At 71.3% G+C, this 14,798-nt stretch carries 12 protein-coding genes and 2 tRNA genes; 10 read left to right on the forward strand and 4 right to left on the reverse strand.

Annotated elements, in window-relative coordinates; all coding sequences use genetic code 11:
• The first annotated feature begins 25 nt into the window (after positions 1–25).
• From rsfS to OG302_RS27495, 3 genes are all read left to right on the forward strand, one after another.
• Entirely contained in the window at positions 26–472 is a 447-nt protein-coding gene (gene rsfS, locus OG302_RS27485; protein WP_371529206.1) for a ribosome silencing factor, read from the forward strand.
• Positions 469–1,110, forward strand: a complete 642-nt coding sequence (locus OG302_RS27490) for a histidine phosphatase family protein (RefSeq protein WP_371529207.1) — start codon at positions 469–471, stop codon at positions 1,108–1,110. Before rsfS ends, OG302_RS27490 begins: the two co-directional genes overlap by 4 nt.
• 154 nt (positions 1,111–1,264) lie before the next feature.
• Positions 1,265–1,337: transfer RNA gene (locus OG302_RS27495), tRNA-Ala, on the forward strand.
• On the opposite strand, the gene OG302_RS27500 is transcribed toward OG302_RS27495, so the two are convergent.
• Complete coding sequence (locus tag OG302_RS27500; RefSeq protein WP_371529208.1) at positions 1,329–2,240, reverse strand: helix-turn-helix transcriptional regulator; 912 nt, start codon at positions 2,238–2,240, stop codon at positions 1,329–1,331. The genes OG302_RS27495 and OG302_RS27500 overlap by 9 nt on opposite strands.
• Positions 2,241–2,334: 94 nt before the next feature.
• On the opposite strand from OG302_RS27500, the gene OG302_RS27505 reads away from it, so the two are divergent.
• The 3 genes from OG302_RS27505 (at position 2,335) to OG302_RS27515 (ending at position 4,316) form a co-directional block, all read left to right on the forward strand.
• On the forward strand, positions 2,335–3,801 hold the full coding sequence (locus tag OG302_RS27505) for an MFS transporter (RefSeq protein WP_371529209.1): 1,467 nt from the start codon (positions 2,335–2,337) through the stop codon (positions 3,799–3,801).
• Between the two features lie 86 nt (positions 3,802–3,887).
• Positions 3,888–4,079, forward strand: a complete 192-nt coding sequence (locus OG302_RS27510; protein WP_371529210.1) for a hypothetical protein — start codon at positions 3,888–3,890, stop codon at positions 4,077–4,079.
• A 3-nt stretch (positions 4,080–4,082) separates the two neighbouring features.
• Entirely contained in the window at positions 4,083–4,316 is a 234-nt protein-coding gene (locus OG302_RS27515) for a hypothetical protein (protein ID WP_016643127.1), read from the forward strand.
• Here OG302_RS27515 and OG302_RS27520 read toward each other — a convergent pair.
• Positions 4,285–5,520, reverse strand: a complete 1,236-nt coding sequence (locus OG302_RS27520) for a glycosyltransferase 87 family protein (RefSeq protein ID WP_371529211.1) — start codon at positions 5,518–5,520, stop codon at positions 4,285–4,287. The genes OG302_RS27515 and OG302_RS27520 overlap by 32 nt on opposite strands.
• A 111-nt stretch (positions 5,521–5,631) precedes the next feature.
• Here OG302_RS27520 and OG302_RS27525 point away from each other — a divergent pair.
• Positions 5,632–5,704 (forward strand) — tRNA-Ala (locus OG302_RS27525).
• 76 nt (positions 5,705–5,780) lie between these two features.
• Here the strand turns inward: OG302_RS27525 and OG302_RS27530 are convergent.
• On the reverse strand, positions 5,781–7,370 hold the full coding sequence (locus tag OG302_RS27530; RefSeq protein WP_371529212.1) for an NADH-ubiquinone oxidoreductase-F iron-sulfur binding region domain-containing protein: 1,590 nt from the start codon (positions 7,368–7,370) through the stop codon (positions 5,781–5,783).
• Entirely contained in the window at positions 7,367–8,641 is a 1,275-nt protein-coding gene (locus tag OG302_RS27535; RefSeq protein WP_371529213.1) for a cytochrome b/b6 domain-containing protein, read from the reverse strand. The genes OG302_RS27530 and OG302_RS27535 overlap by 4 nt, the downstream gene beginning before the upstream one ends.
• A 426-nt stretch (positions 8,642–9,067) precedes the next feature.
• Here OG302_RS27535 and leuS point away from each other — a divergent pair, with 426 nt between their 5' ends.
• The 3 genes from leuS to OG302_RS27550 all read left to right on the forward strand — a co-directional run bounded on the left by leuS (position 9,068) and on the right by OG302_RS27550 (position 13,809).
• The gene (gene leuS / locus OG302_RS27540) at positions 9,068–11,971 is read left to right on the forward strand and encodes a leucine--tRNA ligase (protein WP_371529214.1); all 2,904 of its coding nucleotides are present in this window, start codon (positions 9,068–9,070) and stop codon (positions 11,969–11,971) included.
• Positions 11,972–12,102: 131 nt separating this feature from the next.
• Complete coding sequence (locus OG302_RS27545; protein ID WP_371529215.1) at positions 12,103–12,864, forward strand: hypothetical protein; 762 nt, start codon at positions 12,103–12,105, stop codon at positions 12,862–12,864.
• A gap of 99 nt (positions 12,865–12,963) precedes the next feature.
• Entirely contained in the window at positions 12,964–13,809 is an 846-nt protein-coding gene (locus tag OG302_RS27550) for a DegV family protein (RefSeq protein ID WP_371529216.1), read from the forward strand.
• The last annotated feature ends 989 nt before the right edge of the window (positions 13,810–14,798 follow it).

Below are 14,798 nucleotides of genomic sequence, written 5' to 3' on the forward strand. Positions count from 1 at the left end.
TGACCACCTGAAGGAAAGCTCAACTGTGACCGCCACGGACCGCTCCATCGAGCTCATCAAGGTCGCCGCGCAATCGGCCGCCGACAAGCTCGCGCACGACATCATCGCGTACGACGTCAGTGACGTGCTGTCGATCACCGACGCCTTCCTGCTCGCCTCCGCGCCCAACGACCGCCAGGTCAAGTCGATCGTCGACGAGATCGAGGAGCGGCTCAACAAGGAGCTCGGCGTCAAGCCGGTGCGCCGCGAGGGCGACCGCGAAGCCCGCTGGGTCCTCCTGGACTACGTGGACATCGTGGTGCACGTCCAGCACAGCGAGGAGCGTGTCTTCTACGCCCTTGAGCGCCTGTGGAAGGACTGCCCCGAGATCGAGCTGCCCGCGGACGCCGTCGCGACCCGCGGCAAGGCCGCCGAGCACGCAGAGCAGCGCGCCGCGGAGGAGGCAGCCGACCTGGACGGTGAGCTTCGGTGACCAGCCCCGGCTGCCGGATCATCCTGTGGCGGCACGGCCAGACGGCCTGGAACCTGGAGCGCCGCTTCCAGGGCTCCACGGACATCGAGCTGACCGACACAGGTGTCGCGCAGGCCAGGCGCGCCGCCCGGCTGCTCGCCTCGCTGAAGCCGGACGCCATCGTGGCGTCCGACCTCAAGCGGGCGGCGGCCACCGCGAACGAACTCGCGACCCTCACCGGCCTGCCCGTCCAGCACGAGCAGGGTCTCCAGGAGACGTACGCCGGTGAGTGGCAGGGCCTGACGCACGACGAGATCATCGCGCGCTTCGGCGACCAGTACGCTGCGTGGAAGCGCGGCGAATCGGTGCGCCGGGGCGGCGGCGAGCTCGAGACCGAGGTCGCCGACCGGGCCGCGCCGATCGTGCTGCGCCATGCCGAGAAGCTGCCGGAGAACGGCACGCTCGTGGTGGTCAGCCACGGCGGCACGATCCGCACGACCATCGGCCGTCTCCTCGGCCTGGAGTCGTATCACTGGGAGGGCCTCGGCGGGCTCTCCAACTGCTGCTGGTCCGTGCTCGGCCAGGGCGCGCGGGGCTGGCGCCTGCTGGAGCACAACGCCGGCACACTGCCGGAGCCGGTGCTCGGCGACGACGACTAGCGCGGGTGCGGGAGCGGATGCCAGAGCCGCTGGTCGGAGGGCCCGGGAGGGCCCGCCACCCGGATTTCACATTCCGGCCCGGCGCAGGCTAAAGTTCTTCTTGTTCGCCCGCCGAGCGGGACAGAACATCATGCGGCTCCGCCGCATGGCGCACGGGGCTATAGCTCAGTTGGTAGAGCGCCTGCATGGCATGCAGGAGGTCAGGAGTTCAATTCTCCTTAGCTCCACAATCCGGATCCCGTCCTCATCAGAGGGCGGGATCCTTCCGTTTCCGCCGGTCTGAGCGCCCGCAGCTCGGCGGCCCGCGTGCGGCTCTCCTCGTCGTCCGGGGTGTACGCGACGATCCTGCACTCCGGCATGCCGTTGATGGACAGCGAGACCGACGTCATCCGCAGCTCGCCGACCGCCTCGTGCCGGAACGTCTTCACGCGCGGCCCCGGCGGCGCCACGACGCCGCTCTCCCACAGCTCGGCGAAGTGCGCGCTGGCGGCGGACAGGCGGTGTATGAACTCCTCCCAGGCGGGCTCGCCCACATGCCGTCCGTACGAACCGCGCAGCGTGGCCACCATCACCGGCAGCTCCTCGTCGCGGAAGACCAGCGGGCAGACCGGGTCGGGTGCGATGAACAGCGTCCACAGCACGTTCGGCGCCCCGAAGGCCTCCAGCTGCGGGACGAAGAACAGGTCCCGGTAGGCGGGGTTGGTGGCGAGGATGTCGTACCGCTCGTTGTAGACCACCGCCGGGTGCGGGTCGAGCGCGTCGATGATGCCCTGGATCTCCGGGCCGACGGCCGCGGGGGATGCGGCCCTGCGGTCCGGCTCGAACGGCACCTCGGCCAGGTGGTACAGGTGCTCGCGCTCCGCCCTGTCGAGGCGGAGCGTGCGCGCCACGGCGTCCAGGACCTGCGCCGAGGCGTTGATCGGACGGCCCTGCTCCAGCCACGTGTACCAGGTGACGCCGACTCCGGAGAGCTGGGCGACCTCCTCCCGGCGCAGGCCGGGCGTGCGGCGGCGCAGGCCCGGCGGCATACCCACGTCGGCCGGTGTCACCCTGGCCCTGCGGCCGCGCAGGAAGGCGGCGAGCTCCGGCCGGCGTCGCTGAGTCGTCCCCATCGTCGTCACATCCCCCATCGTCGGTCCTCGCCCCGAGCCTTGCCAGGTGCTGCCAGTACCAGCATCAGCGGGCTCTCGTTACCCGTACCAACTCGCCACCACGCTCGGTGTCATGACAACCACCACCCCGTCCACCGCGGCGGATCCCGCCGGTTCGAGCCCCGCGACCAGTAAAGCCCCCGGCACTGACAATCGCCCCGGGCGGCTGCTCGCCGTCGTCATCGCCGCGCAGTTCATGGCGCTGCTCGACGTCTTCATCGTCAATGTCGCCGCGCCCACCATCCGCACCGAACTGCACGCGTCGGGCGCCGGGTTGCAGCTGGTGATCGCCGGTTACACCATCACGTACGCCGTGCTCCTGATCACCGGTGCGCGGCTCGGCGACCGCCTCGGGCACCGCCGCGTCTACCTCATGGGCCTCGCGGTGTTCACCGTCGCCTCGCTCGCCTGTGGACTCAGCCAGGGCACGGGCGAGTTGATCGCCTTCCGGCTGCTGCAGGGCGCGGGTTCGGCGCTGCTCATCCCGCAGGTGCTCAGCCTGATCCAGCGGAACTTCACCGGCGAGGCGCGCACGAAGGCGCTCGGCGCGTACGCGGCCGTCCTCGCCGTCGGTGCCGCCGCGGGGCAGGTGCTCGGCGGGGTCCTGGTCAGCGCCGACCTGTTCGGCACGGGATGGCGTCCGGTGTTCCTGGTGAACGTGCCGGTGGGCGTGGTCCTGCTGATCATGGCGCGGCGCGTGCTGCCGCGTGACGCCGGGGAGCCGGGACAGGGGCGGGGGCTCGATCTGCCGGGGCTCGTCCTGCTCGGTGCCGCTGTGTCGCTGCTCACCGTGCCGCTGGTGCTCGGCCAGCAGGAGGACTGGCCGCTGTGGTCCTGGCTCTCGCTGGCTTCCGCCGCGGTGTTCTTCGCCGTCTTCTGCGCGTACGAGTCCCGGCTCGCCCGGGGCGGCGGTGCGCCGCTGATCGCGCCGAGGGTCCTGCGCCTCCCCGGCATGGGTCTGGCGGTGTTCCGGATCGCCGCGGTGATGGGGGGCAACGCGGGCTTCCTGTTCGTGCTCACGCTGCACATCCAGGGCGGACTCGGCTACAGCGCGCTGCGGGCCGGTCTGACGTTCGCGCCGACCGCGGTGGTCTTCGGTGTCGTCGGCTTGACGTGGCGCCGCTGGCCCGCGGCGCTCCAACGGGCGCTGATCCCCGGTGGGTTCGCGCTCACCGCGGCCGCGTCGGTCGGCGTGGGCCTGCTGCTCCGGGACGGCGGGGAAGGCGGACCGTGGCTGTATGTGGCCTTCGTGGCCATCGGCGCGGGTCTCTCCCTGGGGTTCAGCCCGACCCTCACCCGGGCGCTCTCCACGGTGCGTCCCGAGGACGCCGCGGACGCCAGCGGCCTCCTGTCGACGGTCGCTCAGCTCGGCCAGCTGATCGGCGTCGCCTGTTATGGCGCACTTTTTCTCAACCGGCTTGAGTCACAAGGGGCTCCGGGGGCGTATTCATCCGCGGACGCCCTTCTGGTGTGCACATACGCCCTGGCCGGGGCGGCCGCGCTGGGTGCCGTGTCCGGACTGGTACGACTGCGTCGCTGACCGGGTCGCTCAGGCCGTGGCAGAATCGGACAGCCGGAAGGGGACCGCACCAGACCACCGAATGTGACCCGACGGGAGGGAGAGCGATGCCTGCGAGCATCCTCGATGGGGCCGACGGCCCCATCGCCGTGGCCGCGCCGCGACGCGCTGCCTCTCCCTTCGCGGCGATCGCCCACCTCACCTGTCCGTCCTGCGGTTCGTCCCATGTCGCCCAAGTGCTCGGCGACAACGGCGGTGTCTCGTACGTGTGCACGGCCTGCGGCCGCAGCTGGAGCTGATCGATGGGTGCACACAGGCGGAAGTGCGACTGGTGCGGCAGTGGCACGCCGATCGTCCGCGACATGGAACCGGTCAACCCGGACTATCAGTACTGGTGCGAGGAGTGTGCGCGGGCGCTGATCATAAAGGGCGACCCCATCGAGACGTACCGCGAACTCGAAGGGGAGCCGATCTATGGCCGGCTGCTCGACGAACACTGCACGCTCAAGCGCTTCTATTCCTTCGCCACGGCTTGATCCACTGTCCTGCTCCTTGCGCCAGGAACGCGAAAGCGGTTCCTACGTAGAGGGCGGACAGCGTCATCTCGCCATAATTCTGGCCGAGTTCCAGCCGTCCCACGCCGTGGGGAACCCACCACAGGGCGTACGAACAGAAGACGAGGACCACGGCGCCGGTGGCCGCCCACCGGTCCCGGCCGCCCCGGCGCACCGCCTCCGCCCATACGAGCAGGGCCATCGGCACGCACCACACCCAGTGGTGCGACCACGACACCGGGCTGACCAGGAGCGCCGTCGCCGCGCAGCTCACCGCGGCCCGTGCGCGCTCCCCGCGCAGTGCCGCGCGCACCGCGACCGCGAGGCCGAGCACGCCGGCCGCCGCCGCGCCCACCGCCCACCAGACGCCGGGCTCCGCGGTGTGCAGGAGCCGGGCGAGCACTCCGCGCAGTGACTGGTTCGCGGTGTCCTCGGGGAGCCCGACCCGGCCCGCCTCGAAGACCATCCGGGTCCAGAAGCGCCGGGAGTCGTAGGGCAGGACGGCCGCCGCGAGCAGCGTCGCACCGGCGAACGAGACAGCCGCCACGCACGCGTGGCGCACCGGTTCCTGCCATCGCCCGCGCCGGACTGCCTCGGCGGCACCGGTGAGCAGCAGGAACACCGCGAAGAGCGCGGGAGTGAGCTTGATCGCCGCCGCGATGCCGATGCCCAGGCCCGCCCAGCGACGGCCGGGGCGCCGGGACAGATCCCACAGGACCAGGACGGCGAGCAGCAGATTGATCTGGCCGTACCGCAGGGTCGTCCAGACCGGCTCCGCCCAGACCGCGAGCGCGGACACCCACAGGGCGGTCTCCACGCGCGCGTGCCCCGTGTTCGGCACCGGCCCGACGAGTCGGAGGGAGAGGTGCGCGAAGGCCACCAGGAGGAGCAGGTTGCTCAGCGTCGCCAGCGTGCGCATGTCCGCGGTGTCCAGGAGCGTCAGCGGCGTGAACAGGAGAGCGGCGAACGGCGGGTAGGTGGTGGGCAGATGGGCCTCGGTGGTGCGCAGCGCGTAGAGGTCGCCGCCCGCGCGCACGGTCTCGCCCTCGGCGCGGTAGACCATCAAGTCGATCATCGAGACGTCCGCGGCACGCTGTGCGAGCCAGAAGGCCGTGAAGGAGAGCAGGCACGCCCCGGCGGCGAGGGGCACGCGGCGACGGGCGCCGACAAGCGCGATCACGGTCACGAAGGCTGACAGTACCGCCCGTATCCGTACAGACCGGAAACGATTTGGTGGAGCACGGGGAGGACCGTGTAATGTTTACGAAGTCGCCGGGGGAACCGGGCGGACAAGCAAGGGGCTATAGCTCAGTTGGTAGAGCGCCTGCATGGCATGCAGGAGGTCAGGAGTTCAATTCTCCTTAGCTCCACAGCAGATGAGAGCGGGCCACCCGGATCGGGTGGCCCGCTTTCGTGTGTCCCCTCAGACGGCTGTTTCCGGGCGGCTCACTGCCGTCCGCTGCCGAGCGCCCTGCGGCCGCGGCCCGGCGGCAGCGCGAGCGGCAGTGCCGTGCGCGGTGAGGGCACGGACGGGTCCTCCTCGACGCGCAGGGCGAGCGCGGGGCAGCGGCGTACGGCACGTGCGGCACGCGCTTCGGAGTAGCGCGGTACGGACGCTTCCGCCACACCGGGGAAGCCGTCGGGGCCCAGCTGGATCAGCTCGGGGATGATGTCCGCGCACAGCCCGTGGCCCTGGCAGAGCGTCCAGTCGACGGCGAGCCTGCGGCCACTGGGGGCCTCCGCCTGCGGCAGCTCCTCCTGGAGGGGCAGCACGCCCTCCACGGGACGGCCGCAGCCGCCGCCGAGGACGTGCGCGGCGAGGTCGTCCGTGAACGCCGAGATGGTGGACTCGATGAACGCCGCCGTGCCGTCCGGGTGCTTGCAGGCGCCGCGTCGCTTCACGGCCCGTGTCACCTCGCGCAGCGCCTCCAGGGCGGTGGGTCCGCCGCCGTCCAGGACGTCCGCGAGGCCGCGGGCCGCCGCGGGGAGGCCCAGATAGCAGGGGCCGCACTGACCGGCGCTCTCGGAGGCCAGCCAGTTCGCCACGTGCAGCGCCTCACCGAGCGGGCAGGTGCCGGGGCCGATCGGCAGGATCGCGCCCGCGCCCAGCGCGCCGCCGCAGGCCTCCAGGGAGGCGCGTGAGACGACCGCGTCATGAGCGGTGACCGCGTCGAGCCACTTGCCGTGATAGCCGCCCGTCAGGACGCCCTGGGGGAGCGGCGGGGCGCCGGCCAGCTGCAGGACGTACCGCAGGGGCACTCCCGTGGGGACCTCGACCACCATGGGCCTGGCGACGGCTCCGGAGACGGTGAGCAGCACCGTGCCCGGCTCCTCCCGCAGACCGGTGCGGCAGTAGCGGTCGGGGCCGATCCGGGCGGCGACCGCGAGCTGGGCGAAGGTCTCCGCGTTGGACAGCAGGGTGGGCGCGCCGCCCACCCCGGACTCGGAGGTGCGCACCTTGCGCCCCGGCGGCATGGGCGGGCCGCCGTCCGCCGAGCGCACCAGGGCCGACGATTCGCCGGTCACCATGCGCACCGGATTGCGCTGCACGCGCGCGCGGATGCTCGATCCGCGACGGTTGGTCAGGCCGCGCTCGGCGAGCGCCGCGAGCATCGAGGACTCCGTGGAGTCCCGGGTCACGCCCACGACGAGCGTGCGGGCGCCCAGAGCCTCGGCGGCAAGGAGTGCGCCGTCGAGGATGAGGTGCGGGGCCCGGTTGATCAGGACGGTGTCCTTGCGGCAGGCGGGTTCGTCCTCGCTGCCGTTGACGACGACCACAGGGCGCACCCCGCGGCGTATCGCCGCGTCGGCGACCGAGCGCAGTTTCTTGGCGAAGGGGAAGCCCGCGCCGCCCCGGCCGCGCAGCGAGATCGCCTCGGAGAGGGTGGCGAGGGACTCGCCCGCCATGGGTTCGAGCGGGCCGTGCACCTTCAGGTGCATCGCCAGATCGAGGCGCTCGACCAGGTCGAAGCCCGAGGTCAGGAGCGGAAGCCCGACGACACGGACTTCGGGGACGTCGGGCAGCGACGCATTCACTTGGGTCCTCCGGTGGCGGCGTTCCAGGGCTCGCCCGAACTCGGCGCCTGGAAGGTGTGGGGCAGCGGCTCAGTGGCGGGGCCGCTGTCGTACGGGGCTTGGTACGGGGCCTCGTACGGGGGATGGGTGGCCGCGCCGTACGGCGGGTCGTACGCGGTGTCGTGGGAGCGGTAGGCGGTGTCCTCGGGGCCGTACGCCTGGGAGTGGGTGTCGTACGAGGTGTCCCTGTCGTACGAGGTGTCGTACGGGATGTGAGGGGCCTCGGCCGGGGGCGGCGGCGACGGGGCCGGCCAGCGGGGCGGCGGGGGGTCGGTGCTGGACACGACCTCCGTGGGCTGGTTGGTGGAGGCGAGGACGCGGTAGGCCGCCGCGATGCCGACCACCGGGGTGGTGGGGTCGGACTCGGATTCGGGGGCACGGCCGGGAGCGGCGGCCGTGCCGGGGAGAGGCGATTCCGCGGTGTCCCGGCGGACGGCATCCCTGCCGCCCAGCCTGCGCTCCGGTTCGAGGACGGCCAGGATCCGGGCGGCCACCTTCCGCTTGATCGGGAGCGGGGAGGCGCGCAGCGCGACCGCACCCGCGACGGCGACCAGGCAGAGGCTGTAGAGGACGATCACCCATGTCGCGGGGGCGCGTCCCGCGTACAGGCCGTGGATCAGCGCCGAACACCAGGCGGGGTAGGCGAGCATGTGCAGCGCCCGCCAGCGCGAGGCGACCTGGGCGGGGGAGGCGAAGGCGCTGCGCAGGGCCCCGGTGACGCCTGTGACCACCATGAGGACCCCGGCGAGCGCCCCGAGGCCGATCAGCCCGTCGCTGCCCGAGAAGCCGAGCCCGAAGGGGATGAGGGCGCCGACCGGCGACACGTGGTCGAGCGTCAGCTTGACGGTGACGTGGAGCAGCAGGAAACCGATGGAGGCGACGGCGGTGGCCCGATGCACGGCCTGGGCGAGCAGTCGCTGACGGGAGTGCAGGAAGAGCCGGTCGGTGGCGACCAGGCCCCAGACGACGGCGGCGGTCAGGGAGACCAGGGACAGGACGCCGGTGGTGAAGTCGAGCGCGGCGCGGAAGGCGTCGCTCCCGAGGATCACGAGCAGGGGTATGAGCAGCAGTGCGGCGGTCGTCAGAACTCCGCGCGTGGTTCTGCTCGGTTCGGGGAAGGCTGCGAACGAACGGCTCTTGCGGACGGTGCGGTTGCGGGTGGTGCGGGTGGTGCGGGTGGTGCGGGTCGCGCGGCTCGCGCCGCTCTTGCGATGAGGATTCAGAGGGTTCATGGGGGCGACTCCGAAATGGCTCGATCGCCGCATGCTAAGTGTCCTCATACCAGTGAGTACGAGGTTTGAGTTATTGCGTTGTTATCTAAACGCGATGCGATCTTGGTGTTGCCCCGATAGCGGTCGGTACGCGGAGTAACCCTTGGCCAAAGGTGGGGTGCGGGCCCGGGTGGCGGCCCTCCCGCGGATCGTGGGGCGGCGCGGGACGGTGCGGCGGAACCTCGTCGCGGGCCGCGCGGGCGCTGCGGTACCCTGACGCCATGCGTGCCGTACGCCTTCTGCTTAGCGGGCCGCGCTGATCAGTCCCGACCGCCGGAAAATCGCGGTCGGCTTCGGCGCGGCGTCCCCTCCTGTGTGAGGGGCTTTTTCATTTGGCCAGGACGGTCATTTCCGCAGGCAGAGACGATCGATGGAGCTTTGAGAATCATGAGCGAGACGAATTCTGCTGCCGCCTCCGAGGTGGCCGCACCGCACCGCTACACGGCCGCCCTGGCCGCCGAGATCGAGGCACGCTGGCAGGACTTCTGGGACGCCGACGGCACATACGAGGCGCCCAACCCGAGCGGTGACCTGGCGGCGGACGGCGACGCGCAGGCCGCGCTGGTCGCCAAGCCCAAGCAGTTCATCATGGACATGTTCCCGTACCCCTCCGGTGCGGGCCTGCACGTCGGTCACCCCCTGGGGTACATCGCCACCGACGTCTACGCACGCTTCCGGCGCATGACGGGCCACAACGTCCTGCACACCCTGGGCTTCGACGCCTTCGGCCTGCCCGCCGAGCAGTACGCCGTACAGACGGGCACGCACCCCCGGGTCTCCACCGAGGCCAACATCGAGAACATGAAGTCGCAGCTGCGCGGTCTGGGCCTGGGCCACGACAAGCGCCGCTCCTTCGCGACGATCGACCCGGACTACTACAAGTGGACCCAGTGGATCTTCGTACAGATCTTCAACTCCTGGTACGACGCCGACGCCCAGAAGGCCCGCCCCATCGCCGACCTGGTCGCCCAGTTCGACAGCGGTGAGCGCGCTGTACCGGGCACCACGCGCGCGTGGAGCGAGCTGGACGCCGTGGAGCGCGCGGAGGTCCTGAGCCAGTACCGCCTGGCGTACGCCTCCGACGCCCCCGTCAACTGGTGTCCCGGCCTGGGCACCGTCCTGGCGAACGAGGAGGTCACCGCCGACGGACGCTCCGAGCGCGGCAACTTCCCCGTCTTCAAGGCCAAGCTGCGCCAGTGGAACATGCGCATCACCGCCTACGCGGACCGCCTGCTTGACGACCTGGACGCACTGGACTGGCCCGAGGCCATCAAGCTGCAGCAGCGCAACTGGATCGGCCGCTCCGAGGGCGCCCGCGTCGACTTCCCCGTCGGCTCCGAGGACGGCGACGCGATCACCGTCTTCACCACCCGCCAGGACACCCTGTTCGGCGCCACCTACATGGTCCTGGCGCCCGAGCACGAGCTGGTCGACAAGCTCGTCCCCGACGCCTGGCCCGAGGGCACCCACGAGACGTGGACCGGCGGACACGCCACCCCGGCCGAGGCCGTCGCCAAGTACCGCGCGTTCGCCGCCTCCAAGTCCGACGTGGAGCGCCAGGCCGACGCCAAGGAGAAGACCGGCGTCTTCACCGGCGTCTATGCCACCAACCCCGTCAGCGGTGAGCAGGTCCCGGTCTTCATCGCCGACTACGTGCTGATGGGCTACGGCACCGGCGCGATCATGGCCGTCCCGGCGCACGACAGCCGCGACTTCGCCTTCGCGCGCGCCTTCCACCTGCCGATGCGCTGCGTGGTCGAGCCGTCCGACGGCCGCGGCACCGACACCTCGACGTGGGACGACGCCTTCTCCTCCTACGAGGCGAAGCTGGTCAACTCCGCGAACGCGGAGATCTCGCTGGACGGCATGGACGTCGCCGGCGCCAAGGCCCGCATCACCGGCTGGCTGGCCACGCGCGGCATCGGCGAGGGCACCGTCAACTTCCGCCTGCGCGACTGGCTGTTCAGCCGCCAGCGCTACTGGGGCGAGCCCTTCCCGATCGTCTACGACGAGGACGGCATCGCCCACTCGCTGCCCGAGTCGATGCTGCCTCTGGAGCTGCCGGAGGTCGACGACTACTCCCCGCGCACCTTCGAGCCGGACGACGCGGACACCTCCCCGGAGACGCCGCTGTCCCGCAACGAGGACTGGGTCAACGTCACCCTGGACCTGGGCGACGGCCCCAAGAAGTACCGCCGCGAGACCAACACCATGCCCAACTGGGCCGGTTCCTGCTGGTACGAGCTGCGCTACCTGGACCCGCACAACGACCAGCAGCTGGTCGACCCGGCCGTCGAGCAGTACTGGATGGGCCCGCGCGAGGGTCAGCCGACCGGCGGCGTCGACCTGTACGTGGGCGGCGCCGAGCACGCCGTGCTGCACCTGCTGTACGCCCGCTTCTGGTCGAAGATGCTGTTCGACCTGGGGCACATCTCGTCCGCCGAGCCGTTCCACAAGCTGTTCAACCAGGGCATGATCCAGGCCTACGTCTACCGCGACAGCCGTGGCTTCCCGGTCCAGGCGACCGAGGTCGAGGAGCGTGACGGCCAGTACTTCTTCGAGGGCGAGCCGGTCAAGCGCGAGCTGGGCAAGATGGGCAAGTCCCTGAAGAACGCCGTCACTCCGGACGAGATCTGCGAGGAGTACGGTGCGGACACCCTGCGCCTGTACGAGATGGCGATGGGCCCGCTGGACGTCTCGCGCCCGTGGGACACGCGCGCGGTGGTCGGCCAGTACCGCCTGCTGCAGCGGATGTGGCGGCTGATCGTCGACGAGTCGACCGGTGAGGTCACCGTCACGGACGTCGCGGAGTCCGACATCGCCGAGGGCACGCTGCGCGCCCTGCACAAGGCGATCGACGGCGTCCGCCAGGACCTGGACGGCATGCGGTTCAACACCGCCATCGCCAAGATCACCGAGCTGAACAACTACCTGACCAAGGAGGGCGGCACGCTGCCGCGCTCGGTCGCCGAGCGCCTGGTGCTGCTGATCGCTCCGCTGGCCCCGCACGTCGGCGAGGAGCTGTGGCGCAAGCTGGGCCACACCGACTCGGTCGTCCACCGGGACTTCCCCGTGGCCGACCCGGCGTATGTCGTCGACGAGACCGTTACCTGCGTCGTGCAGATCAAGGGCAAGGTCAGGGCGCGTCTGGAGGTCTCCCCGTCGATCTCGGACGAGGAGCTGGAGAAGGTGGCCATGGGTGACGAGAGGGTGCTGGCCGCGCTGGACGGTGCCGGCATTCGCAAGATCATCGTGCGGGCGCCGAAGCTGGTGAACATCGTTCCGGCCTAGAGCCGCGCGCGGGGCATGAGGGTAGTCCCCTACGGGCAGGTTGGGGGTTCCGCTGGAACCCTCCGCCTGCCCTTTGCGTTTACCGTGGAAGGGCCGGTGCGGAACTCGCCGCAGGACCTGGGAGGAGCGTCATGGAAGCCGTGATCGCGATCGTGGCGCTGCTTGTCGTGCTGTTCGTCGTCTTTGGTGCGTACATGACGGTGAAGGCGATCGGTGCCGCCAAGCGCGGCGTGGACCGCACGATCTCGCAGGCCCGCCGGACGGTGGAGGACACGACGCTTCGGGCCAAGAGCTTCGGACAGGTCGGCGCCGCGGCCGAACTGGCCCAGCTGCGGCTCTCGTTGCGTACGTCGATGCGGGCCACGCAGGAGACGCTGCAGGCCGGTGTCGCCGAGGACGCCTCGCTGAAGGAGTCCCTGGGGCTCTTCGAGCGGCTGAGCGCGCACGGGCACGAGCTGGACGACGAACTGCGGCGCCTCGAGCGCGAGCCGGACAAGGCGGCCATGGCCGGGCGGCTCCCCATGCTGCGGGAGCGCACCGAGCAGGTCATCAAGGCGGCGGACTCCCTGCGGTGGAGTGCGCGGGACCGGGCCCGCCGGTTCGCGGACGACGACCTGGACTCGCTGAGCACCCAGATCGACATGGAGGCGGGCGCCCTGCGGCACTGGACGAAGGAGCCGTCGCCGACGCAGACGCCCGCCGCGTGGCCCGAGCCCGAGCCGGCGGCGGACGCGGCGGGGGAGAGTGCCGAGCAGACGTGGACGGGACCGTCGGAGACGCCGGAACGGTCGGAGACGTCGGGGTCGGAGTCGGCGCGGCCCGCCATCACGCCGCCGACGCCGCGGCCTCTCTATTCCTGGGAGAAGCAGGCCAGGCCCGAGAGCACTACGTGACGGCACGGGTGACCTGGCACGGCCGGGAGCGCGGCTGGCAGACTGACCCGCGAGGGGCCGGGCTGCCGTCGCCGGGTCCAGGCAGGTAATCTCCACCGCATGTCCCGTCATGTCGCGATCGTCACGGATTCAACGGCCTATCTGCCGCAGCGGACGATGGAACGGCACGGCATCCAGTCGGTACCTCTGACCGTGGTCCTCGGCGACCAGGCACTCGAAGAGGGCACGGAGATCTCCGCCCGCTCGCTGGCCCTGGCGCTGCAGAAACGGCGCTCCGTCACCACGTCGCGGCCCAGCCCGGAAGTCTTCGCGGAGACCTATCGCAAGGTCGCCGAATCGGGCGCGACGGCCATCGTCTCGCTGCATCTGTCCGCCGAGTTCTCGGGCACGTACGACGCCGCGGTCCTCGCCGCCAAGGACGCGCCGGTGCCGGTGCGGGTGGTGGACACCGGAATGGTCGCGATGGCCCTCGGCTTCTGCGCGCTCGCGGCGGCCGAGGCCGCCGAGTCGGGCGGCTCGGTGGACGAGGCGGTGACCGCGGCGGAGAAGAGAGCCGCGAACACGTCCGCGTACTTCTACGTCGACACCCTGGACTACCTCCGCCGTGGCGGCCGGATCGGCGCCGCACAGGCCTTGCTGGGCTCGGCCCTTGCCGTGAAGCCGCTGCTCCAGCTGGACGGCGGGCGCATCGAGATGCTGGAGAAGGTGCGGACGGCGTCCAAGGCGATCGCCCGCCTGGAGGAGATCGTGGTCGAGCGCGCCGGGTCGCACCGCGTCGACATCGCGGTGCATCACCTGGCGGCCCCGGAACGCGCGACCACCCTCGCGGACCGTCTCAGGGGCCGGGTGCCGGGGCTCGCGGAGCTGCACGTCAGCGAGGTCGGCGCGGTGATCGGGGCGCATACGGGGCCGGGGTTGTTGGGGGCTGTGGTCTCGCCCTGGTGAGGTGGTGAGGTGGTGAGGTGGTGAGGTGGTGAGGTGGGGTGAGGTGTGGGGCCGGTGGGGCGGCCGGGGTGATGTGAGGCGGGGCGGTTGCGGGGTGGGGCGTGTGGGTGACGGAGTTATCCACAACTGCCGGGTAATCCACGGGAATTGACCAAGATCAACGCGGTGGGGCCGCAGTGCCTAGCGTCGTTGGCATGGCACTTCGATCACTTTCAAGGACACCGGCTGCGACGAGCGGACCGGGCCGAGCCCTTGCGTCCGACGGCCGCGCCTCGGCTGGCCGCCGCGCTTCGGGTGGCCCCACTACTACTCCTCCTCACGACCGCGCGCGATACCGCCGCGCCCGCAGGCGAGCGGTGTCCCGGCGGGGACACGCTTTGGGGGAGGCGCGGAAGCGGGCGTTGCGGCAGCGGGCGGAGTTGCTCTTTGAGGCGGGGGGTGCGGGCGCTGGTCCCGGTCCAGGTTCGGTACCTGGCCCTGGTCCAAGCCCGATCCCCAGCTTCGGCCCCGGCCCAGAACCCGGAACAGACCCTGGCCCAGACCCCGGCCCAAGAGCCAACCCAGAGCCAAGTGCACCGAGGTGGGGGGTGCGGGGGCAGATGGAGGCCTCGCGGCGTTCACAGGGTGTGCGCGAGCGTGAGCCTGGGCGTGGGGCCGAGCACGGGCCGGGGTGGGAGCCGGGGTGGGCGTCGGGTTCGGGGACGTTGTCGCAGTCGCCTGCCACGCCGCAGTTGGAGAGCCAGGCCCTGCGGTGGCGGCAGCCGGTGCTGGAGGGCCTGGGGCGAGAGCAACCGGAGACCGTGGCGGCACAGCAGTCGGAGCGACAGGTTGTGGGGCGGCGTCAGTCGGCGCTGGAGAGCGTGGGGCGGGCGCAGAGTGTGTCGGCGCCGGAGGGGGCGCGGTCATCTCGGTTGGTGTCGCGGCAGTCGGAGGCGGTGACGCTTGCGGAGGTTGTGGGGCAGCCTCCGGCGGTGTCGGGGCCGGAGGCT

The organism is Streptomyces sp. NBC_01283, assembly GCF_041435335.1.
Lineage (GTDB): Bacteria > Actinomycetota > Actinomycetes > Streptomycetales > Streptomycetaceae > Streptomyces.

Coding starts and splice junctions, on each gene's coding strand:
- OG302_RS27510 (WP_371529210.1), top strand. CDS start 3,888: ATGCCTGCGAGCATCCTCGATGGGGCCGACGGCCCCATCGCCGTGGCC.
- OG302_RS27500 (WP_371529208.1), bottom strand. CDS start 2,240: ATGGGGGATGTGACGACGATGGGGACGACTCAGCGACGCCGGCCGGAG.
- OG302_RS27545 (WP_371529215.1), top strand. CDS start 12,103: ATGGAAGCCGTGATCGCGATCGTGGCGCTGCTTGTCGTGCTGTTCGTC.
- OG302_RS27505 (WP_371529209.1), top strand. CDS start 2,335: ATGACAACCACCACCCCGTCCACCGCGGCGGATCCCGCCGGTTCGAGC.
- OG302_RS27515 (WP_016643127.1), top strand. CDS start 4,083: ATGGGTGCACACAGGCGGAAGTGCGACTGGTGCGGCAGTGGCACGCCG.
- OG302_RS27550 (WP_371529216.1), top strand. CDS start 12,964: ATGTCCCGTCATGTCGCGATCGTCACGGATTCAACGGCCTATCTGCCG.
- OG302_RS27535 (WP_371529213.1), bottom strand. CDS start 8,641: ATGAACCCTCTGAATCCTCATCGCAAGAGCGGCGCGAGCCGCGCGACC.
- leuS (WP_371529214.1), top strand. CDS start 9,068: ATGAGCGAGACGAATTCTGCTGCCGCCTCCGAGGTGGCCGCACCGCAC.